The 24,584-nt window shown below is 74.0% G+C and carries 17 protein-coding genes; 8 read left to right on the top strand and 9 right to left on the bottom strand.

The features are described from left to right. Positions 1–2: 2 nt before the first annotated feature. Together ACFY30_RS21600 and ACFY30_RS21595 are read right to left on the bottom strand one after the other, a co-directional pair. Positions 3–1,388 carry an ADP-ribosylglycohydrolase family protein gene (locus ACFY30_RS21600; RefSeq protein ID WP_390846784.1) on the bottom strand — a complete coding sequence of 462 codons (1,386 nt, stop codon included), beginning with the start codon at positions 1,386–1,388 and terminating at the stop codon, positions 3–5. After that, a complete protein-coding gene (locus ACFY30_RS21595) occupies positions 1,385–2,452 on the bottom strand; it encodes an ADP-ribosylglycohydrolase family protein (protein WP_390846783.1) in 1,068 nt (355 codons plus the stop codon). The genes ACFY30_RS21600 and ACFY30_RS21595 overlap by 4 nt, the downstream gene beginning before the upstream one ends. A gap of 283 nt (positions 2,453–2,735) precedes the next feature. Here ACFY30_RS21595 and ACFY30_RS21590 point away from each other — a divergent pair, with 283 nt between their 5' ends. From ACFY30_RS21590 to ACFY30_RS21580, 3 genes are all read left to right on the top strand, one after another. Further along, positions 2,736–3,467: a VIT1/CCC1 transporter family protein gene (locus ACFY30_RS21590; protein WP_390846782.1), complete on the top strand. Its 732-nt coding sequence runs from the start codon at positions 2,736–2,738 to the stop codon at positions 3,465–3,467. Between the two features lie 374 nt (positions 3,468–3,841). Then, entirely contained in the window at positions 3,842–8,443 is a 4,602-nt protein-coding gene (gene gltB, locus ACFY30_RS21585; protein WP_390846781.1) for a glutamate synthase large subunit, read from the top strand. After that, on the top strand, positions 8,436–9,899 hold the full coding sequence (locus tag ACFY30_RS21580; RefSeq protein ID WP_390846780.1) for a glutamate synthase subunit beta: 1,464 nt from the start codon (positions 8,436–8,438) through the stop codon (positions 9,897–9,899). The genes gltB and ACFY30_RS21580 overlap by 8 nt, the downstream gene beginning before the upstream one ends. A gap of 105 nt (positions 9,900–10,004) precedes the next feature. Here ACFY30_RS21580 and ACFY30_RS21575 read toward each other — a convergent pair whose 3' ends face one another. Genes ACFY30_RS21575 through ACFY30_RS21565 form a run of 3 tightly spaced genes read right to left on the bottom strand, consistent with a single transcriptional unit; the run spans position 10,005 to position 17,000 of the window. Then, a complete protein-coding gene (locus tag ACFY30_RS21575; RefSeq protein WP_390846779.1) occupies positions 10,005–10,961 on the bottom strand; it encodes an ABC transporter ATP-binding protein in 957 nt (318 codons plus the stop codon). Further along, complete coding sequence (locus ACFY30_RS21570; protein ID WP_390846778.1) at positions 10,958–13,663, bottom strand: ABC transporter permease; 2,706 nt, start codon at positions 13,661–13,663, stop codon at positions 10,958–10,960. Before ACFY30_RS21570 ends, ACFY30_RS21575 begins: the two co-directional genes overlap by 4 nt. A 1-nt stretch (position 13,664) precedes the next feature. Further along, positions 13,665–17,000: an ABC transporter permease gene (locus ACFY30_RS21565; RefSeq protein WP_390846777.1), complete on the bottom strand. Its 3,336-nt coding sequence runs from the start codon at positions 16,998–17,000 to the stop codon at positions 13,665–13,667. 138 nt (positions 17,001–17,138) lie between these two features. On the opposite strand from ACFY30_RS21565, the gene ACFY30_RS21560 reads away from it, so the two are divergent. Together ACFY30_RS21560 and ACFY30_RS21555 are read left to right on the top strand one after the other, a co-directional pair. Further along, entirely contained in the window at positions 17,139–17,870 is a 732-nt protein-coding gene (locus ACFY30_RS21560) for an ABC transporter ATP-binding protein (RefSeq protein WP_390846776.1), read from the top strand. Positions 17,871–17,939: 69 nt separating this feature from the next. Next, a complete protein-coding gene (locus tag ACFY30_RS21555; RefSeq protein WP_390846775.1) occupies positions 17,940–18,662 on the top strand; it encodes a vWA domain-containing protein in 723 nt (240 codons plus the stop codon). A 5-nt stretch (positions 18,663–18,667) separates the two neighbouring features. Here the strand turns inward: ACFY30_RS21555 and ACFY30_RS21550 are convergent, their stop codons facing one another. Together ACFY30_RS21550 and ACFY30_RS21545 are read right to left on the bottom strand one after the other, a co-directional pair. Further along, positions 18,668–19,840, bottom strand: a complete 1,173-nt coding sequence (locus ACFY30_RS21550; protein ID WP_390846774.1) for a GDSL-type esterase/lipase family protein — start codon at positions 19,838–19,840, stop codon at positions 18,668–18,670. Next, positions 19,837–20,409 (bottom strand): TetR/AcrR family transcriptional regulator, encoded by a 573-nt coding sequence (locus ACFY30_RS21545; protein WP_390846773.1) that lies wholly within the window; start codon positions 20,407–20,409, stop codon positions 19,837–19,839. The genes ACFY30_RS21550 and ACFY30_RS21545 overlap by 4 nt, the downstream gene beginning before the upstream one ends. A gap of 71 nt (positions 20,410–20,480) precedes the next feature. Between ACFY30_RS21545 and ACFY30_RS21540 the strand changes: the two genes are divergently transcribed. Beyond that, complete coding sequence (locus ACFY30_RS21540; RefSeq protein WP_390846772.1) at positions 20,481–20,972, top strand: FBP domain-containing protein; 492 nt, start codon at positions 20,481–20,483, stop codon at positions 20,970–20,972. A gap of 3 nt (positions 20,973–20,975) precedes the next feature. Here the strand turns inward: ACFY30_RS21540 and ACFY30_RS21535 are convergent, their stop codons facing one another. Then, positions 20,976–21,929: an acyl-CoA dehydrogenase family protein gene (locus ACFY30_RS21535; RefSeq protein ID WP_390846771.1), complete on the bottom strand. Its 954-nt coding sequence runs from the start codon at positions 21,927–21,929 to the stop codon at positions 20,976–20,978. Beyond that, the gene (locus tag ACFY30_RS21530) at positions 21,929–23,068 is read right to left on the bottom strand and encodes an acyl-CoA dehydrogenase family protein (RefSeq protein ID WP_390846770.1); all 1,140 of its coding nucleotides are present in this window, start codon (positions 23,066–23,068) and stop codon (positions 21,929–21,931) included. Before ACFY30_RS21530 ends, ACFY30_RS21535 begins: the two co-directional genes overlap by 1 nt. 61 nt (positions 23,069–23,129) lie before the next feature. Between ACFY30_RS21530 and ACFY30_RS21525 the strand changes: the two genes are divergently transcribed. Together ACFY30_RS21525 and ACFY30_RS21520 are read left to right on the top strand one after the other, a co-directional pair. Continuing rightward, complete coding sequence (locus tag ACFY30_RS21525) at positions 23,130–23,918, top strand: SDR family oxidoreductase (protein ID WP_390846769.1); 789 nt, start codon at positions 23,130–23,132, stop codon at positions 23,916–23,918. A 15-nt stretch (positions 23,919–23,933) separates the two neighbouring features. Beyond that, positions 23,934–24,569, top strand: a complete 636-nt coding sequence (locus ACFY30_RS21520; RefSeq protein WP_390846768.1) for a TetR/AcrR family transcriptional regulator — start codon at positions 23,934–23,936, stop codon at positions 24,567–24,569. Positions 24,570–24,584 lie beyond the last annotated feature (15 nt).

Here is a 24,584-nt window from a genome sequence, read left to right as displayed (position 1 = left end):
AATCATCCTCCTGGTGACGCCGGTTGTGCGGCTTCCAGGAGTTCGGCGAGTTCCACCAGATCGGTGCCGGTGAGGCGGGGGAGGACGCAGCCGGACAGGACACGGCAGGTGTCCCGCCAGGAGGCGGGGATCGCGCTTCTGCCGCCGAGGGCACCCGTCAGCGCGCCGACGAGCGCCGGGGCCGAGTCCGCGACGCGGGACAGGCAGGCCGCCGCCGGTACCGCTTCGGAGATACGGCCGTGAGCGGCCCGGGCCAGGGCCAGGGCCACCGGGACCGTTTCCGCCGCCGCGATGCCGTAGCTGTAGACGTGGTCGACGATCTGGTGTTCCAGGAGGGGGATCAGGGCGAAGGCGCCGTCGGCGTCCTGGGCGAGCTCGAGGGCGTGGCGGGCGTTGCGGCCGATCTCGGTGTGCTCGGGGAGTTCGGCGAGCGCCGCGCTCACGCAGGCCTCGGGGGTCGCCCCGGCCAGGGCCACGGCGAGGGCCGCCGCCATCGCCCTGGCGCCGTGCACGCCGTCGCCGTCCTGGGTGTAGCGGGCGTCGAACTCGGCCAGTTCGGCGGCCAGCCGGGGATTGCCGGGGTGGGCGACGGCCAGCACGCAGGCGCGGACGCAGGCGGCGTCGTCGAAGTAGTGGGGGTTGTCGTGGCCGGTCGCCGGGGGGCGCAGGCCGGTGGCGAGATTGCCGAGGCCGGCCCGGACGGAGATGCGGGCGCGGAGCGGGAGGACGGCGGACTCGATCTCGGGGGCGCGGTCCGCAGCGGCGGCGACCTCGCTCGCGATCGCGTTCCAGGTGAGGTCGATGGCGGCGCGCATACGGCGTTCCCGGCTGAGGTCGCCGAGGACGGTGTCGTCTCCGGCCCTCAGGACCGCCTCCGCCGCGAAGGCCGCCCACTCGGCGTCGTCGGAGGGGCCGAGGCGGAGGGGTTCGGGGGGCTGGTTGAGGGCGATGGGGACGGGGAGGGTGGTGGTGGCGTTCCGCTCGGCGAAGGTGTCCAGTTCGCGGGTGAGGCGGCGGGTCCACTCGGGCATGCGGGCGGCGCGGTGCCGTGCGGCGGGCCAGCCGGCGGCGTCGCCCGCGGCCAGGCCCAGGAGGAGGCCCTCGACGCGGTGTGCGTGCGCGGGCGGGTGCGGGTGCGTGGTCGACCGGGCCTCGGCTTCGCCTTCGGCCCGTCGTCTCCCACCCGCACCACCCGTGCGGGTTTCGTCGTCGGGTGCGGGTGGCCCTTGTGGGGCGTTCTCGCCGTCGGCGGGTGCGGGTGGCTGCTGGGGGGTGTTCTCGCCTTCGTCGCGTGCGGGTGCGGGTGGGGTGGCAGGTTCCTCGGGGGTGTGTTCGCCGGGTGTCGAGGCGGTGTTCGGGCCTTCGTCCCAGGGGCCGGGGGGTCTCATACGGGTGCCTCCGTGTCGGTGTCCGCCGCCAGGGCGAAGGGGGCCGGGGTGTCGCGGCGGAGCAGCTCCGACACCGACTCCGGTACGACCAGGCCCTCTCCCCACTTGCCCCCCTCGCCCGGCACCAGCAGTTCGGCGACGTCCAGGACGTGGTGGCCCGCCATGGAGGGGAGGCAGCTGCCCCGGGCGGGGCCGATCGCGGCCGACCAGGCCGTGGGGATGGCCGAGGCGCCTTGCGTGGCGCCGGCGAGGGCGCCCGCCACGGCCGCCGTGGTGTCGGCGTCCCGGCCCATGTTCACGGCCGTGAGGACGGCTTCCGGGAAGTCGCCGTCCGCCGCCGCGTAGGCGCCGAAGGCGAGGGCGACGGCCTCGGGGGCGAGGTCGGTCCAGGGGTAGCCGCCGATGACGACGGCGGAGCGGACCGCGCGTTCGCCGCGGTGGGCGACGGCCACCGCCCGGCGCAGCGAGCGGGCCGTCCAGGAGTCCTCCGGGACCACGGCCAGCGCGGACGCGACCACCGCGATCGTCGACGCGCCCGCCATCGCCGCCGCGACGCCCGCGGCGACCGCCTGGCCGCCGTAGATGCCCTCGCCGTCATGGCTCACCGAACCGTCGATGGCGACCAGGCGGGCCGCCTCGGCGGGGCGGCCCGCCGCGAAGACGCCGAAGGGCGCCGCGCGCATGGCCAGGCCGTCGCTCCAGGCGTGGCGGTGCTGGGCCGAGATGGGGGCGGCGAGGCCTCGGCGGAGGTTCTCCAGCGTGCCCCGTTCGCTGAAGCCGGCGCCGCGGAAGGGTCCTTCGGCACGGTCCGCGATCCACTCGTGCCAGGCCGCCTCGACATGGGCCTGGGTGAGGGCCGAGCCGTGCCGGGCGAGGAGGAGACCGGAGAAGATCGCGTACTCCGTGTCGTCCGTTCCGGCCGGGTTCTCCGTCACATAGCCCGTGACGCGGCCCCAACGGGCGCGGATCTCGGACGGCTTCAGGTTCTCGGCCGGTGCGCCCAGGGCGTCTCCGACGGCGAGGCCGAGCAGGGCGCCGCGGGCTCGTTCACGGGTCGTCGTCATACGCGGCCTCTCCTGACGGAGGCTCCGCACGGACGCGGAACCGTTTGCGGATGTGTCCCACCATCGGCGGTTGACCCGTGCCTCCCACCCCCTCATGTCACCCGGTCGACATCTGTGCACCCTTGCGATCGAATGAGCGCTCGAAGGTAAAAGTGCAGGTTAGCCCAGCCTTTCCTTCCTGGCGGACGGGAATCGGGAGGCGTATTTTTGCGTTGTCAGAAATTAGAACCTGTCCAAAGTTAGCTTTGCCTTAGCTTCTTGGCTCACCTGTTCTGGGGGATTCATGGCCATCATCGACGTCGAAGCGCCACTCCACGAGGCGCACCGTGACAACCACACCCACCGCGATGTGAACGGCGGCTGGCTGCGCCCCGCCGTCTTCGGCGCGATGGACGGCCTGGTCTCCAACCTCGCCCTGATGACCGGTGTCGCGGGCGGGTCGGTGAGTCAGCACACCATCGTGCTCACGGGGCTCGCGGGGCTGGCCGCGGGCGCCTTCTCCATGGCCGCCGGCGAGTACACCTCCGTCGCCTCGCAGCGCGAACTCGTCGAGGCCGAACTGGACGTCGAGCGGCGGGAGCTCAGGAAGCACCCGAAGGACGAGGAGGCCGAGCTCGCCGCCCTGTACATGGCGCGGGGCGTCGAGCCCGACCTGGCCCGGCAGGTCGCCGGGCAGCTCTCCCGTGACCCCGAGCAGGCGCTGGAGATCCACGCCCGCGAGGAGCTGGGCATCGACCCCTCCGACCTGCCCTCGCCGCTGGTCGCCGCCGTGTCCAGCTTCGGTTCGTTCGCGCTGGGCGCGATGCTGCCCGTACTGCCGTATCTGCTCGGGGCGAGCGCGCTGTGGCCCGCCGTCCTGCTGGCGCTCTTCGGGCTGTTCGCCTGCGGGGCCGTCGTGGCCAGGGTGACCGCGCGGACCTGGTGGTACAGCGGGCTGCGGCAGCTCGCGCTCGGCGGCGCGGCGGCCGGTGTGACGTACGCCCTGGGCAGTTTGTTCGGAACGGCCGTAGGATAGGTCGACCGCTACTTATGCGTTGGGCCGCATAAGTAGCCGTTACTGACTGGTTTCGAGTGGTTAACCAGCGGGCATGAGCCGTAAGCGCTGTGGGCAATGACGCCTGGGGCGCACTCGCGGGGTGAACGACGACGCTCCTCCCGCCCCCTCGGACCGACGGACATCGATCTGTCCCGTTCGGTCCCCCCATACTTCCAGCCACGCGCGCGGTACCCCCGCCGCGAGCCCGTGGCGTCCGCATGTTGGAACGGAGTATCCGGTTCCCGAGAACCGCTCCATCATGTAACCTGCACGAAATTTTGCGCACACGCAGAGGGCCAACGTCGTCCCTCGGCACGCCAGACATGCCACTTGAGACGACGACGGGAGAGCCGATGCGTACGCCGCGCCAGCCGTCCCAGCATTCCGCGAATGGCCAGAACTGGTCCTTCATGGATGCTCGCCCTGCTGCGCAGGGTATGTACGACCCCCGCAACGAGCGCGACGCCTGCGGCGTCGGCTTCGTGGCCACCCTCACCGGTGAGGCGAGCCACACGCTGGTCGAGCAGGCGCTGACCGTTCTGCGCAACCTCGAGCACCGCGGCGCCACCGGCTCCGAGCCGGACTCCGGCGACGGTGCGGGCATCCTCACCCAGGTACCCGACGCGTTCTTCCGCGAGGTGGCCGGATTCGAGCTGCCCGAGGCCGGCTCCTACGCCGTCGGCATCGCCTTCCTCCCGGAGGACGGCATCCAGGACGTCGTCTCGCAGATCGAGACGATCGCCGCCGGTGAGGGCCTCACCGTCCTCGGCTGGCGTGAGGTCCCGGTCGCCCCGGAGCTGCTCGGCGCCACCGCCCGCTCGACGATGCCCGCCTTCCGCCAGATCTTCGTGACGGACGGGGCCAGCCAGGGCATCGACCTCGACCGCAAGGCCTTCGTGCTGCGCAAGCGCGCCGAGCGCGAGGCCGGCGTGTACTTCCCGTCGCTGTCCGCGCGGACGATCGTCTACAAGGGCATGCTGACCACCGGCCAGCTCGAGCCCTTCTTCCCGGACCTGTCCGACCGCCGCTTCGCCTCGGCCGTGTCGCTCGTCCACTCGCGCTTCTCCACGAACACCTTCCCGTCGTGGCCGCTCGCGCACCCGTACCGCTTCGTCGCGCACAACGGTGAGATCAACACCGTCAAGGGCAACCGCAACTGGATGCGCGCCCGCGAGTCCCAGCTCGTCTCCGACCTGTTCGGTGACAAGGGCCTGGAGCGGATCTTCCCGGTGTGTACGCCGGATGCTTCCGACTCGGCGTCCTTCGACGAGGTGCTCGAGCTGCTCCACCTCGGTGGCCGCTCGCTGCCGCACTCCGTGCTGATGATGATCCCGGAGGCGTGGGAGAACCACGACTCCATGGAGCCGGCCCGGCGCGCCTTCTACCAGTTCCACTCCACGATGATGGAGCCCTGGGACGGCCCGGCCTGTGTCACCTTCACCGACGGCACCCAGGTCGGCGCGGTCCTCGACCGCAACGGTCTGCGTCCCGGCCGCTACTGGGTCACCGACGACGGCCTCGTCGTCCTCGGCTCCGAGGTCGGCGTCCTGGACATCGACCCCGCCAAGGTCGTCCGCAAGGGCCGGCTGCAGCCCGGCAAGATGTTCCTCGTCGACACCGCCGAGCACCGCATCATCGAGGACGACGAGATCAAGGCGCAGCTCGCCGCCGAGGCCCCGTACGCCGAGTGGCTCGAGGCCGGCGAGATCGAGCTGGGCGACCTGCCCGAGCGCGAGCACATCGTGCACACCCACGCCTCGGTCACCCGCCGCCAGCAGACCTTCGGCTACACCGAGGAGGAGCTGCGCGTCATCCTGGCGCCGATGGCCAAGGCCGCCGCCGAGCCGATCGGTTCCATGGGCACCGACTCGCCGATCGCCGCGCTGTCCTCCCGCCCGCGCCTGCTCTTCGACTACTTCACCCAGCTGTTCGCGCAGGTCACCAACCCGCCGCTGGACGCGATCCGCGAAGAGCTGGTCACCTCGCTGCGCTCGTCCCTCGGCCCCGAGGGCAACCTGCTGGAGCCCACGGCCGCCTCCTGCCGCTCGGTCACCCTGCCCTTCCCGGTGATCGACAACGACGAGCTGGCCAAGCTCATCCACATCAACGCCGACGGCGACATGCCCGGCTTCAAGGCCGCGACCCTGTCCGGTCTGTACCGGGTGCACGGCGGCGGTGACGCCCTCGCCGCGCGCATCGACGAGATCTGCGCCGAGGCCGACGCCGCCATAGAGAACGGCGCCCGTCTGATCGTCCTGTCGGACCGCCACTCGGACGCCGAGCACGCGCCGATCCCGTCGCTGCTGCTCACCGCGGCCGTCCACCACCACCTCATCCGCACCAAGCAGCGCACCCAGGTGGGCCTGCTGGTCGAGGCCGGTGACGTCCGCGAGGTCCACCACGTCGCCCTGCTGATCGGCTACGGCGCCGCCGCCGTCAACCCGTACCTGGCGATGGAGTCCGTCGAGGACCTGCTGCGCGCGGGCACCTTCATCAGCGGCCTCGAGCCCGAGCAGGCGATCCGCAACCTGATCTACGCGCTCGGCAAGGGCGTCCTGAAGGTCATGTCCAAGATGGGCATCTCCACCGTCGCCTCCTACCGCGGCGCCCAGGTCTTCGAGGCCGTCGGTCTCGACGACGCCTTCGTCGAGAAGTACTTCAGCGGCACCGCCACCAAGATCGGCGGCGTCGGCATCGACGTCGTCGCCAAGGAGGTCGCCGCCCGGCACGCCAAGGCGTACCCGGCGTCCGGCATCGCGCCGGCCCACCGCGCCCTGGAGATCGGCGGCGAGTACCAGTGGCGCCGCGAGGGCGAGCCGCACCTGTTCGACCCGGAGACGGTCTTCCGCCTCCAGCACTCCACGCGCACGGCCCGCTACGACATCTTCAAGAAGTACACGGACCGCGTGAACGAGCAGTCCGAGCGGCTGATGACCCTCCGCGGCCTGTTCGGCTTCAAGACGGGCGCGGAGGGCCGCGCGCCGATCTCCGTCGACGAGGTCGAGCCGGTCTCCGAGATCGTCAAGCGCTTCTCCACCGGCGCCATGTCGTACGGCTCCATCTCCAAGGAGGCGCACGAAACCCTCGCCATCGCCATGAACCAGCTGGGCGGCAAGTCCAACACCGGTGAGGGCGGCGAGGACCCGGAGCGCCTGTACGACCCGGCGCGCCGCTCGGCGATCAAGCAGGTCGCCTCCGGCCGCTTCGGCGTGACCTCCGAGTACCTGGTCAACGCGGACGACATCCAGATCAAGATGGCCCAGGGCGCCAAGCCCGGCGAGGGCGGCCAGCTGCCCGGCCACAAGGTCTACCCGTGGGTCGCCAAGACCCGGCACTCGACCCCGGGCGTCGGTCTGATCTCCCCGCCGCCGCACCACGACATCTACTCCATCGAGGACCTGGCCCAGCTGATCCACGACCTGAAGAACGCGAACCCGCAGGCGCGGATTCACGTCAAGCTGGTCTCCGAGGTCGGCGTCGGCACGGTCGCGGCCGGTGTGTCGAAGGCGCACGCGGACGTCGTGCTCATCTCCGGCCACGACGGCGGCACCGGCGCCTCCCCGCTGACCTCGCTGAAGCACGCGGGCGGTCCCTGGGAGCTCGGTCTCGCCGAGACCCAGCAGACGCTGCTGCTCAACGGCCTGCGCGACCGGATCGTGGTCCAGACGGACGGCCAGCTGAAGACCGGCCGTGACGTGGTCATCGCCGCGCTGCTCGGCGCCGAGGAGTTCGGTTTCGCGACCGCGCCGCTCGTCGTCTCCGGCTGCGTCATGATGCGCGTCTGCCACCTGGACACCTGCCCGGTCGGCATCGCCACCCAGAACCCGGTCCTGCGGGACCGGTTCAACGGCAAGGCCGAGTACGTGGTGAACTTCTTCCGGTTCATCGCGCAGGAGGTCCGCGAGCTGCTGGCCGAGCTGGGCTTCCGCTCCATCGAGGAGGCCGTCGGCCACGCCGAGGTCCTCGACGTCCAGCGCGCCGTCGACCACTGGAAGGCGCAGGGCCTGGACCTCGCCCCGCTGTTCTACGTGCCCGAGCTGTCCGAGGGCGCGGCGCTGCACCAGGTCATCGCCCAGGACCACGGCCTGGAGAAGGCGCTCGACAACGAGCTGATCAAGCTCGCCGCCGACGCGCTGGCCGCCGACTCGGCGAACGACGCCCAGCCGGTGCGCGCCCAGGTCTCGATCCGCAACATCAACCGCACGGTCGGCACCATGCTCGGCCACGAGGTGACGAAGAAGTTCGGCGGCGCGGGCCTGCCCGACGACACCATCGACATCACCTTCACCGGCAGCGCCGGCCAGTCCTTCGGCGCCTTCCTCCCGCGCGGTGTCACGCTGCGTCTGGAGGGCGACGCCAACGACTACGTCGGCAAGGGCCTCTCCGGCGGCCGGGTGATCGTCCGTCCCGACCGGGGCGCCGACCACCTCGCCGAGTACTCCACGATCGCGGGCAACACCATCGCCTACGGCGCGACCGGCGGCGAGCTGTTCCTGCGCGGCCGTACCGGCGAGCGGTTCTGCGTCCGCAACTCCGGCGCGCTGGTCGTCTCCGAGGGCGTGGGCGACCACGGCTGCGAGTACATGACCGGCGGTCACGCCGTGGTCCTCGGCGAGACGGGCCGCAACTTCGCGGCCGGCATGTCCGGCGGTGTGGCCTACGTGATCGACCTCGACCGCGACAACGTCAACGTCGGCAACCTGGACGCGGTCGAGGCCCTGGACGACGCGGACAAGCAGTGGCTGCACGACGTGGTGCGCCGCCACGCCGAGGAGACCGGTTCGACGGTCGCCGAGAAGCTCCTCGTGGACTGGGACGCGTCCGCGGAGCGGTTCAGCAAGATCATCCCCAGCACGTACAAGGCAGTGCTCGCCGCCAAGGACGCCGCCGAGCGAGCGGGACTCTCCGAGTCCGAGATCACCGAGAAGATGATGGAGGCGGCGATCAATGGCTGACCCGAAGGGCTTCCTGAACCACGGCCGCGAGGTCGCCAAGTCCCGCCCGGTCGACGTGCGTCTGAAGGACTGGAACGAGGTCTACGTCCCCGGCTCGCTGCTGCCGATCATCAGCAAGCAGGCCAGCCGGTGCATGGACTGCGGCATCCCGTTCTGCCACAACGGCTGTCCGCTCGGGAACCTCATCCCCGAGTGGAACGACTACGCCTACCGCGAGGACTGGTCGGCCGCGTCGGAGCGCCTGCACGCCACCAACAACTTCCCGGAGTTCACCGGGCGGCTGTGCCCGGCTCCCTGCGAGTCGGCGTGCGTGCTCGGCATCAACCAGCCGGCCGTCACCATCAAGAACGTCGAGGTCTCGATCATCGACAAGGCGTGGGACGCGGGCACCGTCGCCCCGCAGGCCCCCGAGCGCCTGTCGGGCAAGACCGTCGCGGTCATCGGCTCGGGCCCGGCGGGCCTGGCCGCCGCCCAGCAGCTCACCCGGGCGGGCCACACCGTGGCCGTCTACGAGCGCGCGGACCGTGTCGGAGGCCTCCTCCGCTACGGCATCCCCGAGTTCAAGATGGAGAAGCGGCACATCAACCGCCGCATCGAGCAGATGCGCGCGGAGGGCACCCGCTTCCGTACCGGCGTCGAGATCGGCCGCGACCTCAAGGCGACCGACCTGAAGAAGCGGTACGACGCGATCGTCATCGCCGCCGGCGCCACGACCGCCCGTGACCTCCCGGTCCCCGGCCGCGAGCTCAAGGGCGTCTACCAGGCCATGGAGTACCTGCCGCTGGCCAACAAGGTCCAGGAGGGCGACTACGTCACCTCCCCGATCTCGGCCGAGGGCAAGCACGTCGTGGTCATCGGCGGCGGCGACACCGGCGCCGACTGCGTGGGCACCGCCCACCGCCAGGGCGCGGCCTCCGTCACGCAGCTGGAGATCATGCCCCGCCCGGGCGAGGAGCGGAACCCGGTCTCCCAGCCGTGGCCGACCTTCCCGATGCTCTACAAGGTCACGTCCGCGCACGAGGAGGGCGGTGAGCGGGTCTACTCCGTCTCCACCACCCACTTCGAGGGCGACGAGGACGGCAACGTCCAGTGGCTGCACCTCGTCGAGGTCGAGTTCGTCGACGGCAAGCTGACCCAGAAGCCGGGCACGGAGCGCAAGATCCCCGCCCAGCTGGTCACCCTGGCCATGGGCTTCACCGGCACCGACCGGGAGAACGGCCTGGTCGAGCAGTTCGGCCTGGAGCTCGACGAGCGCGGCAACATCGCCCGCGACGCCGACTTCCAGACCAACGTGCCGGGCGTGTTCGTCGCCGGTGACGCGGGCCGCGGCCAGTCGCTCATCGTGTGGGCGATCGCCGAGGGCCGCTCGGCCGCCCGCGGCTGCGACCGCTTCCTGACCGGTGCCAGCGACCTGCCGGCGCCGATCCGCCCGACGGACCGCTCGCTCATGGTCTGATCCGTCCCGGATCACAAGACGTCCCGTACAACGGCGTGCGGAACACTGACAGCGTCTGCCCCACAGTCCCCGACCGGACGACTGGGCAGGCGCTGTCGCACGTCCTCAGCGGTTCTCGTCCGGCCACACCCCGATGTGGTCCTCCTCCAGCTCCAGCAGCACCCGGTCCGCCATGCCCAGGGCCGTCGTGTACTCGGCGGGCAGCTGAAGACGGCCCGCGCGGTCGAGCATCGCGTACTCCCGGGCCACCAGGGACTCCCGGCCCTCCTCGTCGACCTCCGTGCGGCGCAGTACCTCCGTCGAGGTGCGGCCGTCGCGGATCGCGACCGTGCGGCGGACCTCGCCGGCGACCGCCTGGTCGTGCGTGACCACCACGATCGTCGTGCCCAGTTCCTCGTTGGCCCGGCGGAACGCCGCGAACACCTCCTGTCCCGTCGCCGAGTCCAGCTCGCCGGTGGGCTCGTCGGCGAGCAGCACCGAGGGCGAGTTGGCGAGGGCGACGGCGATCGCGACCCGCTGCTGCTGACCGCCGGACATCTGCGGCGGACGCCGGTCACGGCAGTCGGCGACCCCGAGCAGGGCCAGCAGCTCCTGTGCCCGCCCGGCCCGCTTCCGGCGCGGGCCGCCCGCCAGCTGCATCGGCAGCGCGACGTTCTGCGCCGCCGTCAGATACGGGAGCAGATTGCGGGCCGTCTGCTGCCAGACGAAGCCGACCACCTCACGCCGGTAGCGCAGCCGCGCCTTGGCGTCCATCGCCAGCAGATCGCGGCCCGCCACCCTCGCGGCGCCCGCGGTGGGGACGTCCAGGCCCGCGAGGATGTTCATCAGGGTCGACTTGCCGCTGCCGGACGCCCCCACCAGGGCCATCAACTCGCCCTCCCGGACCAGCAGATCGAGGCCCTGGAGCGCCTGCACCTCCACCGCGTCGCCCCCGCCGCGCCCGGCGAAGATCCGGACCAGCCGGTCGCAGGCGATCAGGGCGTCGTGCCCGTACGCGGGCCGGTCGCGGTGCGCCGCCGCCCGCCGCTCCAGCTCCGCGAGCGACTCCGTCGTACCGCTCATCGCGTGTCTCCCGCCCTGAGATGACCGATCGGTGTCCGGCGCCCCGCCCACCAGGCCTGCGCGACGGCCACCGCGCCCGCCAGCAGTACCGTCGCCGCGGCGGGCAGCACCAGCGACCACGGATCCGCCCGCAGGGCCGCCCCCCGCGCCGCTTCGCTGCCGGCCAGCGCCAGCCGGTCCAGGTCGACGCCGGGCGCGAGCAGCCCGACGGTCGTCCAGCCGGCGGCCACGCCCCCGACCGCCGCGAGCAGCGCCTGCGGCAGCGCCTCCAGACCGAGCAGCCGCCGGCCCTGGCGGGTGGTCAGGCCCAGCGTGCGCAACCGGGCCAGCAGCGCGGCCCGCTCCGGGGCCGCCCGCAGCAACGACAGCACCATCGCCAGTACGGCGTACCCCGCGCCGGCCACCACGGCCCACCCGTAGATCCGCCCGGCGCCCGACTGCAGCGGTGTGTCGGACAGCGCCGCACGCCGCTCGCTCCGCAACGTCACGGACAGCTCCTTCCCGGCGCCGCGCAGCGCCCTCGCGTCCAGCCCCGCGCCGGTCGCCAGCAGCACCGTGGGCCCGCCGGAACGCGCCGTCCGCGAGGCGTCCACCAGGAGGAAGTCCCCGTCGGGAACGGCGGGCGTGCGGGGCCGTACGGCGGAGATCCGCACCGTCACCTCGCCCCACGGCGTCATGATCCGGCGCGGTGCCCGCCCGAGCCGCTCGGCGACCCCGGGCGAGGCGACGGCGCCGAGCACCGTGCCCCCGCCGCGCAGCGCGCCGGCCGGGAACGCCCCGAGTCCCACCTCGCGGGCCAGTCCGGCGTACGCGTCCGGCTCGACCCCGACCAGCGTCAGCGCGTTCTCCTCGCCGTAGGTGGCGCGCTCCACGCGCACCCCCGTCACCTTCCGTACGCCCGCCGCGTCCCGCACGGCCCGGGTCACCGCCGCCGGGACCGGCCTCCCGTCGGTCGTCGAGATCCGCGCGTCCGCGCCCGTCGCCAGCAGCGCGGCCCGGTCCCGGGCGTCCGCCACCCCCGCCAGCACGGACCCCCCGAACGCGGCCGTCGTCAGGGCCGTCAGCAGGGCGAGCAGCGGCAGCGTGGCGACCGCCGCGGACGAGCGGCCCGCGCGGGCCAGCGACAGAAACCCGACCAGCCCCCGCAGCCGTCCGGCCGGGCCGGCGGCCCACCGCAGGGGCAGCGGGTACAGCCGGACGAGGACCAGCGCCGCGACCAGCCCCACGAGCACCGGTGCGGCGCTCACCAGCAGGTCACCCGTCCCGTCCGTACCACGGCGGCGCAGCGCCGCCACCGAGCCCGCGGCCAGCACCAGCACGGTCAGTTCGGCGACCGTGCGCCGCCCGCCGGGCCGGGCGTGGGCGAGGTCGTCGCGTTCCCGGTGCGCCCGCGGCCTGCGGTGGGTTACGACCGCGCACACCGGGAACGCGGCACAGGCGAGCAGCGCCACGGCGGCCGCGCCGAGCGCGGCGGGCAGCACCCGGGCCCCGTCGACGGCGCGCACGGCGAGCAGCAGACCGCAGAGCGCCGCGGGCACCGCCACCACCGCGGTCTCGGCCAGCAGCCGCCCGGCGATGCCGCGCAGGGAGCCGCCCCGGGCCCGCAGCAGGGCCAGTTCGGTGTCGCGGCGGGCGGCGGCCAGACCCCCGCTCATGACCAGGACGACGACGGCGACCGCGGCGATCCCGAACGCCGCGACCGCCACCACGGGCGTGATCGCGTCACGGATCGCCGTGCAGGAGCCGACGACCTGCTCCAGGCCGGTGGACAGCCGCGCCGTCGGACCGGCGACCTCGCGCATCCGCAGCAGCGCCGGGCCGCCCTCCAGGGACGCGACCCCCTCGACGAGCGCCGGGGCGTCCCGCGCGTCGAGCGCCCCGGTCGCGGGGGCGATCCGCCAGTACTTCTCCGGCTCGCCCTGGCCGCCGAGCAGCACCGGGGCGGCCTCGGGCGCCAGCAGCACGCCCGCCTCCCAGTAGAACCGCGGCGGACCGCTCTTCACGTAGGCCAGGGCGGGGGAGCGCAGCACCGGTTCCACGGACCAGTAACCGCGCTGCGGATGCCGGGGTTCGAGGATCCCGGTGATCCGTACGGTCAGCGGCCGGTCCGTGAAGCCGGCCAGGGTGAGGGTGGAGCCGGCCCGCAGCCGCAGCGTCCGGGCGGTCCGCGTGGTGACGGCGCCTTCCACCACCCTGGTGCCCGTCGTCACCGGCTGTCCGGCGAGGGGCAGCCGCCCCTCCCGCACGGTGGCGTGGCCGGCGACACCCGACTGCGCGAGCAGGGTGAACCGGGGCGGCAGCCCGTCGGGCCGGGGCAGCGACGCGTCCCGCGCCTCCAGGCTCCTCGCGGTCCGCACCCCGTACGCCGACTCGGCCGGGTCCGCCCGCAGCGGCCCCGGCAGCAGCGCCGACGCCTTGGCGTCCACCGCCGCGAGCGCCGCCGGCCGTACCGCCTCCTCGCGGGCCTCACGCGGCAGTTCGAGCCCGGGCTGCGGAGCATTCAGCTCCAGCACGGTGGACGCGGGGGACGCGGCGGCGAGAGCCTCGCGCAGGCCGTCCGTCTCGTACGCCTCGACCGCCCGGGGCAGCAGCGCCGCGAGGAACGCCGTGACCAGCACCAGCACACCGAAGGCGACGGCGGCCACGGGTGCGGTCCGCAGCCTGGTCCGCACCCAGGGCGCGCCGTGGTCGTCCAGGGGCATCTCAGTCCTCCCCCTGACGGCGGAGCGCGGCCGCCGGCTCGGCACGGCGCAGCGCCGACGCGGCGGTGATCAGCAGGAGCGGGGCGGCCACCCCCGCGAGGAGCAGGGCCACCCGGGACGCCGGGAGGTCGACGAGGACGGGCGGGACCGGCCGCGCGGCGTCCGCGGTCAGCACGACCAGCGGGACGACGGCCCGGGTCAGGACGGTCCCCAGGGCGAGCCCGGCGAGCAGTCCGGAGCCGACGAGCAGGACCTGCTCCGTCGCGACGAGCCGGGCGAGGTCCCGGCGGGGCGTGCCCAGGGCGCGCAGCACCGCGAACTCCGCGGACCGCTCCCGCCGCGCGCCGGCGGCGCTCACCGCGAAGCCCCCGGCGGCGAGGACGGCTGCGGCCACCGCCACCGCCGTCAGCGCCGCGCGCGGCCCGGCACCGAGCGGGTCCCGCAGCAGCTCGGCCGCGGTCTCGTCGCGCACCAGCACCTGGTCCGGCGCGAGGTCGGGGCGCGCCCGCAGCGCGGCGGCGACCTCGGCGGTCCTGCCGGGGGCGGCACTCACCCACCACTCGGTGGGGGTGAGCGGCGCGCTCGCCCGCCGGGCCAGCACGGCGTCGACGGCCCGCAGGTCGAGCAGCAGCGCCCCGCCGTCCACGGTCTCCCCGTCCAGGCCGGTGGCGGTCGTCGGCAGCTCGTCGACGGCCCGTACGATCCGCACCCGCAGCCGCTCCCCGGACAGCGGGACGTCGAGGGCGTCGCCGACACCGGCCCCCGCCGCCCGCAGGAAGTCCCGGGTGGCGACGGCGGACAGGCTCCGCGGCACCCCGGCTCCGGCGGTGTCGACGCGGACGGTGAACACCGGCGGGGCGATGGCACCCCCGTCGGGATCCACGCCGGTGCCGTACGACACGGTCAGCGGCGCCGCGTGCGCCACGCCGGGCTCGGCGGCCGTACGGGAGACGACGTCGCCGTTCTCCGACACGGCCCAGTCGCCCCGCCAGCGCAGCCCGGCGGGCGCCGGGACCGTCCGCGCGGATCCGTCGCGGCCCGCGGCGAGCAGGCGTTCGACGGTGAGCCGGTGCGCTTCGGGGCGGCCGACGGGAGAGGCGTCGTCGAGCTGCAGCCCCGTCAGCCGGAGCGGTCCGGCCGGGGCGGCGCGGCGGCCCGTCGCCGTCAGGTCCACGGCGAGCGCGATCCGGTGGACCCGGCCGTCCACCGGGACCTTCCCGGCACCCAGCCGGTACGCGATGCCGTACCCGTCCTCCACGACCACGGTGAGCTGCGGCGCGCGCCCGGAGGGGGAGCGTCCCGACCGGGCCCGCAGGTCGGCGATCCGCACGTCGAGCTCCAGCCGCCGGGTGTCCTCGGGCAGCCGCATCGCGCGCCGGACGTCCGGCGCGGGCGGGGCCAGTGCCTTCAGCAGTTCCGCCGGGGGCTCGCCGGCGAGATCGCCGCGCATCAGCATCCCGTCGCCGGCGTGGGCCGTGTCCAGGGCGAGGACCGTCGCCGTACGGCCGCCGGAGAGGTCCAGGGTGGTGCGGTGCGCGGGAGCCGCGTCCCGGGCCCCGGGCAGCCCGGCGTAGAGACCGGTCTGCCCGGGGCTGCCCGGTCTGTTGTCGAGGACCCGCACGGAGGCGCCCGTCCTGAAGTCGGCCTGGTCGTGCTGCGACCGGTCCCAGGACGCGCCGTGCCCGATCGCCAGCATCCCGGTCGTCACGGCGATGACCAGCAGCAGCACCGGACCCGCCCCGCGCAGCGGACGCCGGCTGAACTGCCAGCCCGCCAGCGCCGCCGGCAGGCCGCGCCCGCTCGCGGACCACCGCTCCGCGAGCCGGGCCGCGAGCGGCAGCAGCCGCAGCGTCAGCACCGTGCCCGCCAGCAGCGCCAGCGCGGGCGCCGCGACCAGCAGCGGATCGATGCCCAGCTCCCCGGCCCGGTCCCGGCTGAGCGCCCCGCCGCCGGACGCGTCGGTCTGCCGGTCGAGCCGCCAGTACGCCACCCCCGCGATCAGCAGCAGCCCGACGTCGGCTCCGGCCCGCACGGGTGCGGCCGTGGTGGCGGCCCGCAGGCGCCGCAGCCGTACCGGAGCGCTCGCCGTGACCGTCAGCGCGGGCGCGACGACCGCGACCGCGCAGGCCACGGCCACGCCGCCGGCGACCAGCCAGACCCGGCCCGCCGGGGCGGTGTCGAGCCCGAGCCCGATCCGGTCGAGCGAGGACCACCGGGCCAGCAGCCGGGCCAGCGGGCCGGACAGCAGCGCGGCGCAGACCGCGGCCGGTACGGCGAGCAGCAGCGCCTCCAGCGCGGCGAGTCCCGCGATCCGGCCGCGCGATCCGCCCCTGGCCCGCAGCAGCCCGGTCTCGCCCGCCCGCTCGGTGTCCAGCAGCCGGGCCACCAGCAGCAGCGCGTATCCGGCGAGCAGCACCAGTTGCACGGAGACGATCATCAGCGTGGACCGGGACACCACCAGGGCCCGCCCGGTCCGGTCGAGCACCTCGGGCAGCGCCGTGCGCACGGTCGCGTCACCGCCGAGCGCCGGGTCCTCGCGCAGCGTCTTCGCCGCGCGCGCGGCCGCCGCGCGCAGCGCGCCGATGCCGTCGGTGGTGAGGGTCCGGTAGTCGGCCGTCGCCACCCAGCCGGTGCCGTCCCGGGCGACCCGGCCGGAGGCGAGCACGGACGCGTCGGCCAGCAGCGGCCCGTACGTGGTGAAGACGACGGTGCGCACGCCCTGGCCGCCGAGGGCGTCGGCCTGCCAGTAGGGATCGGAGGCGTCCGCCGCCCGGTACACGCCGGTCACCCGGACCTCGAGCGACGCGCCGCTCAGCCGGTCGGTGAGCGCGACGCGCGCCCCGGGCCCCAGCCTCAGCCGGCCGGCGGCCGCCTCGGGCAGCGCCACGGGCACGGGAGCGGTGCCGGCCGCCGGGACCCGGCCGGGCAGGGCGCCCGAGACCAGCCTGATCCGGGACCGGTCGAGGGCGGCGAGGTGCGTGAGGTCCGGCTGCCCGGCGCGGGCGTCGGCGTCCTGGAGGGAACGGGGCAGCGCGTACGGCCCCGACCGCTCCAGCTTCCGCACGGTCACCGGCAGCCCGCCGAAGGCCTTCCGGGCCTCCCGCGCCACGGCCCGCTGCGCCGCCTCCCCCCGCTCCCGGGGCACGTCCGCCTCGACCACCAGGGAGGCGGAGGCCGCGGACCGGCCGGCCAGGGTGCCGCGCAGGGCAGCGTCCCCGACGGAGCCGGAGAAGGCGGCGAGCGCGGCGAGCACCGAGGTGGTCAGCAGGACGGCGAGCAGGGCGGCCGTGAGCAGCAGCCGATGCGCGCGCAGGCGCAGCAGCACGAAGCCCGTCACTCTTCCCCCACGCGATGCCCGAGCCGCCCTTCCCCCAACCCGGCATGCATATCACGGAGTTACCTGTCAGGCACATGCGTTCGAGGACGGGTCGTTCCGCTCTTGACCGTCCGGACGGGTTCCGTATGGGATGCGGTGATGACCGAGAAGACCAGTCCGGCGTCCGGGGCCGCTCTCGCCGGCGACCCGTCCGAGCGGCCGGTGCTGCGGGTGGAGGGCCTGCATCACTCCTACGGCGCGGGCACCGCGGCCGTACACGCCCTGCGCGGGGCCTCCTTCGCCGTCCGGCGCGGCGAACTGGTCGCTCTCAAGGGCCGTTCGGGCTCCGGCAAGACGACGCTGCTCCATCTGATCGGCGGGCTCGACTCCCCGCAGCGCGGCCGGGTCGTCCTCGACGGCACCGACCTGTCGGAGCTCGGCGAGAGCGAGCTGCTGGCACTGCGCCGCGACCGGATCGGCTTCGTCTTCCAGTCCTTCGGGCTCATCCCGATCCTCACGGCCGCCGAGAACGTGGGCGTGCCGCTGCGGCTGCGCCGGACCGGGTTTCGCGAACGCGAGGAACGGGTGGCCCTGCTGCTGGCCCTGGTGGGCCTCGCCGGTCACGCGGCGCAGCGGCCCGCCGAGCTGTCCGGCGGCCAGCAGCAGCGGGTCGCCATCGCCCGGGCCCTCGCCAACCGCCCGGCCCTGCTGCTCGCCGACGAGCCGACCGGCCAACTCGACGCCGCCACCGGCCTGGCGGTCATGGAGCTGCTGCGGGCCGTGGTCCGCAGCGAGGGCGTCACCGCCCTCGTCGCCACCCACGACCCCCAACTCCTCGGGCTGGCCGACCGGGTGCTGGAGCTGAGCGACGGCGAGGTCGTCGAGGGCTGAGCCCAGCCGGTGTCACGGTGATCCCGGCTCACGAGAGCCGGCACCGGCGGATGTGGGAGGGTGTGCGCCATGGTCGCGATCAGTCTGAGCAAGGTCCAGGAGACCGCTCCCGCGCTGGTGAACCTCTACAAGAGCGCCGGGGTGTCCCTCACGAAGCACGGCCTCGACGGGCAGCGCGCCGCCGTCTACCTGGTGGTGGACTACTCGGGGTCGATGAAGCCGTACTACCGGGACGGCAGTGTGCAGGCGCTCGCCGACCGGGTGCTGGGCCTGTCCGCGCACCTGGACGACGACGGCCGGGTCCCCGTCGTGTTCTTCTCCACCGATGTCGACGCCGTCACCGACATCGCGCTCGCCGGCCACCAGGGGCGCGTGGAGCGGATCGTGGCGGGGCTCGGACACATGGGCAAGACCAGCTACCACCTGGCGATGGACGCGGTCATCGACCACTACCTCGACAGCGGCGCGCGCGAGCCCGCCCTCGTCGTCTTCCAGACCGACGGCGGCCCGATCAACAAGCTCGCCGCCGAGCGCTATCTGTGCAAGGCGGCGCGGCTGCCGCTGTTCTGGCAGTTCATCGGCTTCGGCGACCCGGGCAGCAAGCAGTTCGACTTCCTGCGCAAGCTCGACGAGCTGGCGGTGCCCGGCAAGCGGGTGGTCGACAACGCCGGTTTCTTCCACGCGGGCTCGGACCCGCGCCGGGTGTCCGACGCCGAGCTGTACGACCGGCTGGTCGGCGAGTTCCCGAAGTGGCTGGTGGCGGCGCGGGCGGCGGGGATCGTACGGCCGTAGGTCCCTCACACGGCTCGCTCCGCGGTCCGTCGCAGGGCGAGGAGGCGCTCGGCGAAGCGCTCTCCGATCCGGCGGTGGGTGGCGGTGTCCGGGTGGAGGCCGTCGGGCAGCGGGAGTTCGGCGGCGTCGGACTCGCCGTAGAGGTCGCGGCCGTCGACGTAGTGGAGGTTCGGGTCCTCGGCCGCGCGCCGCTCCACCGTGCGGGCCAGCTCCTCGCGGATGACGCGCAGGGTCAGCTTCCCGCTCGCCACCTCGGCCGGATCGCCCATCGGCTGGAACGACAGCCGCCCTCCGGTGAGGTCGGGGGCGGTCGGGCCGGGTGTGTCCTCGTGCATCGGGCACAGGATCGGTGAGACGACCAGCAGCGGTGCGCTCGGGTGGCCCTCCCGGACGGTGTCGAGGAACCCGTGGACGGCGGGTCCGAAGGCACGCAGCCGCATCAGGTCCATGTTGACCAGGTTGATTCCGATCTTGACGCTGATCAGGTCCGCGGGGGTGTCCCGCAGGGTGCGGGCGGTGAACGGGTCGAGCAGGGCGCTGCCGCCGAGCCCCAGGTTGACCAGCTCCACTCCGGCGCGGGCGGCGGCGACCGCCGGCCAGATGGCCGTGGGGCTCGCCCCGTCGGAGCCGTGGCTGATCGAACTGCCGTGGTGCAGCCACACGCTGCGGCCGGAGGGCCGCGCGGGCTCCACGGGCGCGTCCGTGCGCAGGGCGACCAGCTCGGTGGTCTCGTTGTGCGGCAGCCAGATCTCGATGTCCTTCATCCCGCCCGGCAGCCCGGTGAAGCGGACGGTGCCGACCGGGCCGGACTGCGTGCGGGTGGTGCCGTCGGTCAGGTCGACGGTCAGGACGCGGCCGCCGCCCGTCACGCTCGCCTGCCCGGCCGGGCGGCCGTCGACCAGCAGGTCGTACAGGCCGTCCGGACGTGCCGGGGCGCCGACGTAGACGCGCCGGGTGGGCAGCGCGTCCAGCTCCACGGCGGTGGCCCGGCTGCGGAACACCAGCCGTACGCCCGAGGGCTGGGACTCGGCCATCGCCAGCTGGTCGTCGGAGCACTGGGCGCGGGCCCGGGCCGGCAGCCGGTGCGGCAGCACTCCGTGCTCGGTGCGTTCCAGGTCGAGGGCACCGCGCAGCAGGTCGTCGGTGACGGGCGTGGTGATCCACGCGGGCCCGGTCACGCGGCGGCCGGCCAGTTGCGCAGCAGGGCGTCGAGGGCGTCCAGGACGCGGCTCCAGGTCTCGTCCGTGTCGGGGGCGCTGTGACTGAAGCCGCCGCCGAGCTCCAGGCCGACATAGCCGTGGAAGACGCTGCCCAGCAGCCGGACCGCGTGGGTGCTGTCCGGTTCGGTGAGGTCGTAGCCGCGCAGGATCGCCCGGGTCATCTGCGCGTGCCGGACGCCCGCGCTCGCTGCGGCCGTCTCCGGGTCGAGGCGGAGCTGGGCGGCGGCGTAGCGGCCGGGGTGGCGGTGCGCGTAGTCGCGGTAGACGTTCGCCAGCGCGGTCAGGGCGTCCTTGCCGGCCCGCCCCGCCAGCGCTTCGGCGGCGGCGTCGGCGAGTTCCTCCAGGGCGAGCAGGGCGATCCGGGTCCTGAGGTCCTGGGAGTTCTTCACGTGCGAGTACAGACTCGCCACCTTGACGTCGAACCGGCGGGCCAATGCCGAGACGGTCACCTCGTCGAAGCCGACCTCGTCGGCCAGTTCCGCGCCCGCCCGCACCAGGCGCTCCGTGGTCAGTCCGACCCGTGCCATCGCCGTCCTCTCGCTCGTCCGAGTCGATTATGCATTTGCCTAAAAGGTTTAGGCAAATTACCGTCATGTTTATGAAGCCGTTGACCGAGCAGCAGATCCGCGCCGCCTTCGTGAACTGCACCAAGGGCGAGGCCACCCGCCTGTCCGTGCCGCGCGACCTGGCCGACCGTCCCTGGGACGCTCTCGACTACCTCGGCTGGCGCGACCCGCAGGCCCCCGGCCGGGCCTACCTCGTCGCCGAGCTGGACGGCGGGCCCAGGGCCCTCGTCCTGCGCGCCGCCGCCCCGGCCGTCGGGCAGGCGCGGCGCAGCATGTGCTCGATGTGCCTGACCACCCACTCCGGCGGTGTCTCGCTGATGGTCGCCCCGAAGGCGGGCCGGGCCGGACAGCAGGGCAACTCGGTGGGCGCCTATCTCTGCGCCGACCTCGCCTGCTCGCTCTACGTGCGCGGTCTGCGCGACGCGGGCATCGGCGCCCGGCTGCACGAGACCATCACCCTGGAGGAGAAGATCCGGCGGACCGTGACCCACCTGGCCGCCTTCTTCGCCAAGGTCACCGGCTGACCGTCAGGCGCGGGCCGCCAGCAGCGCGGCCCGGCACTGCGCCGGAGTGCCCCACGCCGTCCGCAGCGCGCGGGCCTTGGCCAGCCACAGCGACAAATCGTGCTCCGCGGTGTACCCGATCGCGCCGTGCAGCTGAAGCGCGGTCCGGGCGGTCGTGTACGCCGCCTCGCAGGCGCTCACCTTCGCCGCGGCCACGTCCGCCGGTGCCATCGTCACGGCCGCGCCCCAGACCAGCGGGCGCGCGAACTCCACCGCGATCCGCGCGTCCGCCAGCCGGTGCTTGACCGCCTGGAACGATCCGACCGGTACGCCGAACTGCGTGCGCCGCCCGACGTACGCCACCGTCCGGTCGAGGAGTGCCAGTCCCACGCCGAGGGCCTGGGCGGCGGTGGCGAGCCGGGCCCAGAGCAGGGCGCGGCCGAGGGGCGGGCGCGCGCAGAGAAGCTCGCCGCCGGGCCGCAGACGGGTGAGCCGGCGGGCGGGATCCAGGGAGGCGCGGACCGGGCCGTCCCGGCCGGGGGCCAGGCGCAGCCCGCCGGGTGCCAGGGAGAGCCGTACGGCCGCCGCGTCCCCGTCCAGCGCGTACGACCCCTCGTATGCCACCGTCGCCATCGACTCGCCCGAGGCCAGCGCGGGCAGGAAACGCTCGGCCTGCCCCGGTGCCTCGATCAGGGCCGCCGCGGTGACCGTCTCCACCAGCGGCCCCGGCACCGCGTGCCGGCCCAGCTCCACGAACGCCACCGCCAGGTCGGCGGGCCGGGGGCCCAGCCCCTCGTACGCCTCCGGCACCGCCAGGGCGAACACCCCCGCCTCGGCGAGACGGCGCCACAGGGCACGCCCGCGCGTGTGCTCACCCCGGCTCCAGTCCCGGACCACCGCCGGGGTGTCGGCCGCCGTGAGCAGCGCGTCCAGGGAGCCGGCGAACGCCCGCTGCTCGGCGTCGAGGAGGAAACGCATCAGCGGCGTCCCTTCGGCAGGCCGAGCAGACGCTCGGCGACGATGTCGCGCTGGATCTCGTTCGTCCCCGCGTAGATCGGTCCCGCCAGGGAGAACACATACCGCTGCGCCCACTCGGTGTCCGCCAGCTCGCCCTCCTCGCCCAGGAGATCGAGGGCCGTCTCGTGCAGCGCGACGTCGTACTCGGACCAGAAGACCTTGTTCAGGCTGGACTCCGGTCCGAGCCGTTCACCGGCCAGGAAGCGGGAGGCTGCCGCGTAGGTGAAGAGCTGGTGGGCGCGGGCGCCGATGAGGGCGTCGGCGACGCGCGCGCTCGTCTCCGCGGGGCTGCCCCGGTCCCGCCAGAGGGCGTGCAGACGGTCGGCGGCCGCCAGGAAGCGGCCGGGGGAACGCAGGGTGAGGCCGCGTTCGTTGGCGGCCGTCGACATCGCGATCCGCCAGCCCTGGCCGGGCTCGCCGATCACGTCCTCGTCCGGCACGAACACCTCGTCCAGGAACACCTCGGCGAACGCCGGCTTCCCGTCGAGACGGCCGATCGGACGGACGGTGACCCCGGGCGCGCGCAGGTCGAACATGACGTAGGTGAGGCCCTGGTGGGGCTTGGGGGTGTCGGGTTCGCCGCGGAACAGGCCGAAGGCGCGGTCGGCGAAGGCCGCGCGGGAGGACCACGTCTTCTGGCCGCTCAGCAGCCAGCCGCCGTCAGCGCGCACCGCCCGGGAGCGCAGTGCGGCCAGGTCCGAACCGGCCTCGGGCTCCGACCACGCCTGTGCCCAGACGGTCTCGCCGGTGGCCATGGGTGGCAGGACGCGGGCCCTCTGCTCCGGCGTGCCGTGCTCCAGGAGTGTGGGGGCGAGCAGGCCGATCCCGTTCTGGTTGACACGCCCCGGGGCGCCCGCCGCGTAGTACTCCTCCTCGAAGAGCAGCCACCGGACCAGACCCGCGTCCCGCCCGCCGTACGTCGCCGGCCAGTCGACCACCGACCAGCGGTCCGCGGCCAGTTCGGCCTCCCACGCGCGGTGCGCGGCGAAACCCCCGGCCGTCTCCAGCGAAGGGAGCGGCTCCGGCGGCACATGCGCGCGCAGCCAGTCCCGGGCCTCGGCGCGGAACGCCTCGTCGGCGGGGGAGTGGTCGAGGTCCACGGGCGCCCTCCTTCGGTGCGCGTGCTTCCCTAACAAGTGTTTGGTAGGTTAGCGTGCTGTCATGACGAACGTCGAGGGTCCGCCGTACGTTCCCGGGCACGCGCTCCTCGCCGGCCGCAGCGCCGTCATCACCGCCGCGGCCGGCGCGGGCATCGGCGGGGCGACCGCGCGCCGCTTCCTGGAGGAGGGCGCGCGCGTGCTGATCAGCGACGCGCACGCGCGGCGCCTGAAGGCGTACGAGGCCGAGCTGGCCGAGGAGTTCGGCGCGGCGTCGGTGGCCGCGCTGCCCTGCGACGTGACCGACGAGACCCAGGTGCGCGCGCTGTTCGACACCGCCGTGCGCGAGCACGGACGGCTGGACGTCGTCGTCAACAACGCCGGACTCGGCGGCACCTCGGACCTGGTGGACATGACCGACGAGCAGTGGGGCCGTGTGCTGGACGTGACGCTGAACGGCACCTTCCGCTGCACCCGGGCGGCCCTGCGGCTGATGCGGGAGTCCGGCGGGGGCGTCGTCGTCAACAATGCCTCCGTCGTCGGCTGGCGCGCCCAGGCCGGCCAGGCCCACTACGCCGCCGCGAAGGCGGGGGTGATGGCGCTGACCCGGTGCGCGGCGATCGAGGCCGCCGAGTACGGCGTGCGGGTCAACGCCGTCTCGCCGAGCCTCGCCCTGCATCCGCACCTCGCCAAGGTCACCACCCCCGGCCTGCTGGAGGAACTGACCGCGCGCGAGGCCTTCGGACGGTACGCCGAGCCCTGGGAGGTGGCCAACGTGATCGTGTTCCTCGCCTCCGGCTACTCCTCGTACATGACCGGAGAGGTCGTCTCCGTCAGCAGCCAGCATGCCTAGGACGACAATGGGCCCGTGCCGACCAAGAAGAAGCCCCAGGTGACCGCCACCGAGCCGCCCGCTGCCACCGCCGCCCGCGACCGCCGCGGCGAACTCCTCAGCACCGCCGCCGAGGTCTTCGCCGAGCAGGGCTACAACGCCACCACCGTCCGCAAGATCGCCGACCACGCGGGCATGCTCGCGGGCAGCCTCTACTACCACTTCGACTCCAAGGAGTCGATGCTGGAGGAGATCCTGCGCACCTTCCTCGACGAGCTGTGGGACGGGTACGACACCGTCCTCGCCGCCGGCCTCGGACCCCGCGAAACCCTCGAAGCGCTGGTCACCGAGTCGTTCCGGGAGATCGACCGGCACCGCGCCGCCGTCGCGATCTACCAGAAGGAGAGCCGGCAACTCGTCGCGCAGGAGCGGTTCGCGTTCCTCGCCGAGTCACAGCGCCGGTTCGAGAAGGCGTGGCTGTCCACGCTGGAGCGCGGGGTCGCCGACCGGGTCTTCCGCGCCGACCTCGACGTCCGCCTCACCTACCGGTTCGTCCGCGACACCGTCTGGGTCGCCGCGTCCTGGTACCGGCCCGGCGGACAGCACAGCCCGGAGGAGATCGCCCGGCAGTACCTGTCGATGGTGCTGGACGGGATCGCCGTACGTGCATAACCGCTGATTTCTGGG

This window comes from Streptomyces sp. NPDC000345 (assembly GCF_042898825.1).
GTDB lineage: Bacteria > Actinomycetota > Actinomycetes > Streptomycetales > Streptomycetaceae > Streptomyces.
Note: the sequence above shows the minus strand (reverse complement) of the source record. Positions and strands in the feature narration are given on the sequence as shown.

What these genes read in the sequence shown, in the direction of transcription:
- ACFY30_RS21600 (WP_390846784.1), bottom strand. Translation starts at nt 1,388, where the DNA reads ATGAGACCCCCCGGCCCCTGGGACGAAGGCCCGAACACCGCCTCGACA.
- ACFY30_RS21595 (WP_390846783.1), bottom strand. Translation starts at nt 2,452, where the DNA reads ATGACGACGACCCGTGAACGAGCCCGCGGCGCCCTGCTCGGCCTCGCC.
- ACFY30_RS21590 (WP_390846782.1), top strand. Translation starts at nt 2,736, where the DNA reads ATGGCCATCATCGACGTCGAAGCGCCACTCCACGAGGCGCACCGTGAC.
- gltB (WP_390846781.1), top strand. Translation starts at nt 3,842, where the DNA reads ATGCGTACGCCGCGCCAGCCGTCCCAGCATTCCGCGAATGGCCAGAAC.
- ACFY30_RS21580 (WP_390846780.1), top strand. Translation starts at nt 8,436, where the DNA reads ATGGCTGACCCGAAGGGCTTCCTGAACCACGGCCGCGAGGTCGCCAAG.
- ACFY30_RS21575 (WP_390846779.1), bottom strand. Translation starts at nt 10,961, where the DNA reads ATGAGCGGTACGACGGAGTCGCTCGCGGAGCTGGAGCGGCGGGCGGCG.
- ACFY30_RS21570 (WP_390846778.1), bottom strand. Translation starts at nt 13,663, where the DNA reads ATGCCCCTGGACGACCACGGCGCGCCCTGGGTGCGGACCAGGCTGCGG.
- ACFY30_RS21560 (WP_390846776.1), top strand. Translation starts at nt 17,139, where the DNA reads ATGACCGAGAAGACCAGTCCGGCGTCCGGGGCCGCTCTCGCCGGCGAC.
- ACFY30_RS21555 (WP_390846775.1), top strand. Translation starts at nt 17,940, where the DNA reads ATGGTCGCGATCAGTCTGAGCAAGGTCCAGGAGACCGCTCCCGCGCTG.
- ACFY30_RS21545 (WP_390846773.1), bottom strand. Translation starts at nt 20,409, where the DNA reads ATGGCACGGGTCGGACTGACCACGGAGCGCCTGGTGCGGGCGGGCGCG.
- ACFY30_RS21540 (WP_390846772.1), top strand. Translation starts at nt 20,481, where the DNA reads ATGAAGCCGTTGACCGAGCAGCAGATCCGCGCCGCCTTCGTGAACTGC.
- ACFY30_RS21535 (WP_390846771.1), bottom strand. Translation starts at nt 21,929, where the DNA reads ATGCGTTTCCTCCTCGACGCCGAGCAGCGGGCGTTCGCCGGCTCCCTG.
- ACFY30_RS21525 (WP_390846769.1), top strand. Translation starts at nt 23,130, where the DNA reads ATGACGAACGTCGAGGGTCCGCCGTACGTTCCCGGGCACGCGCTCCTC.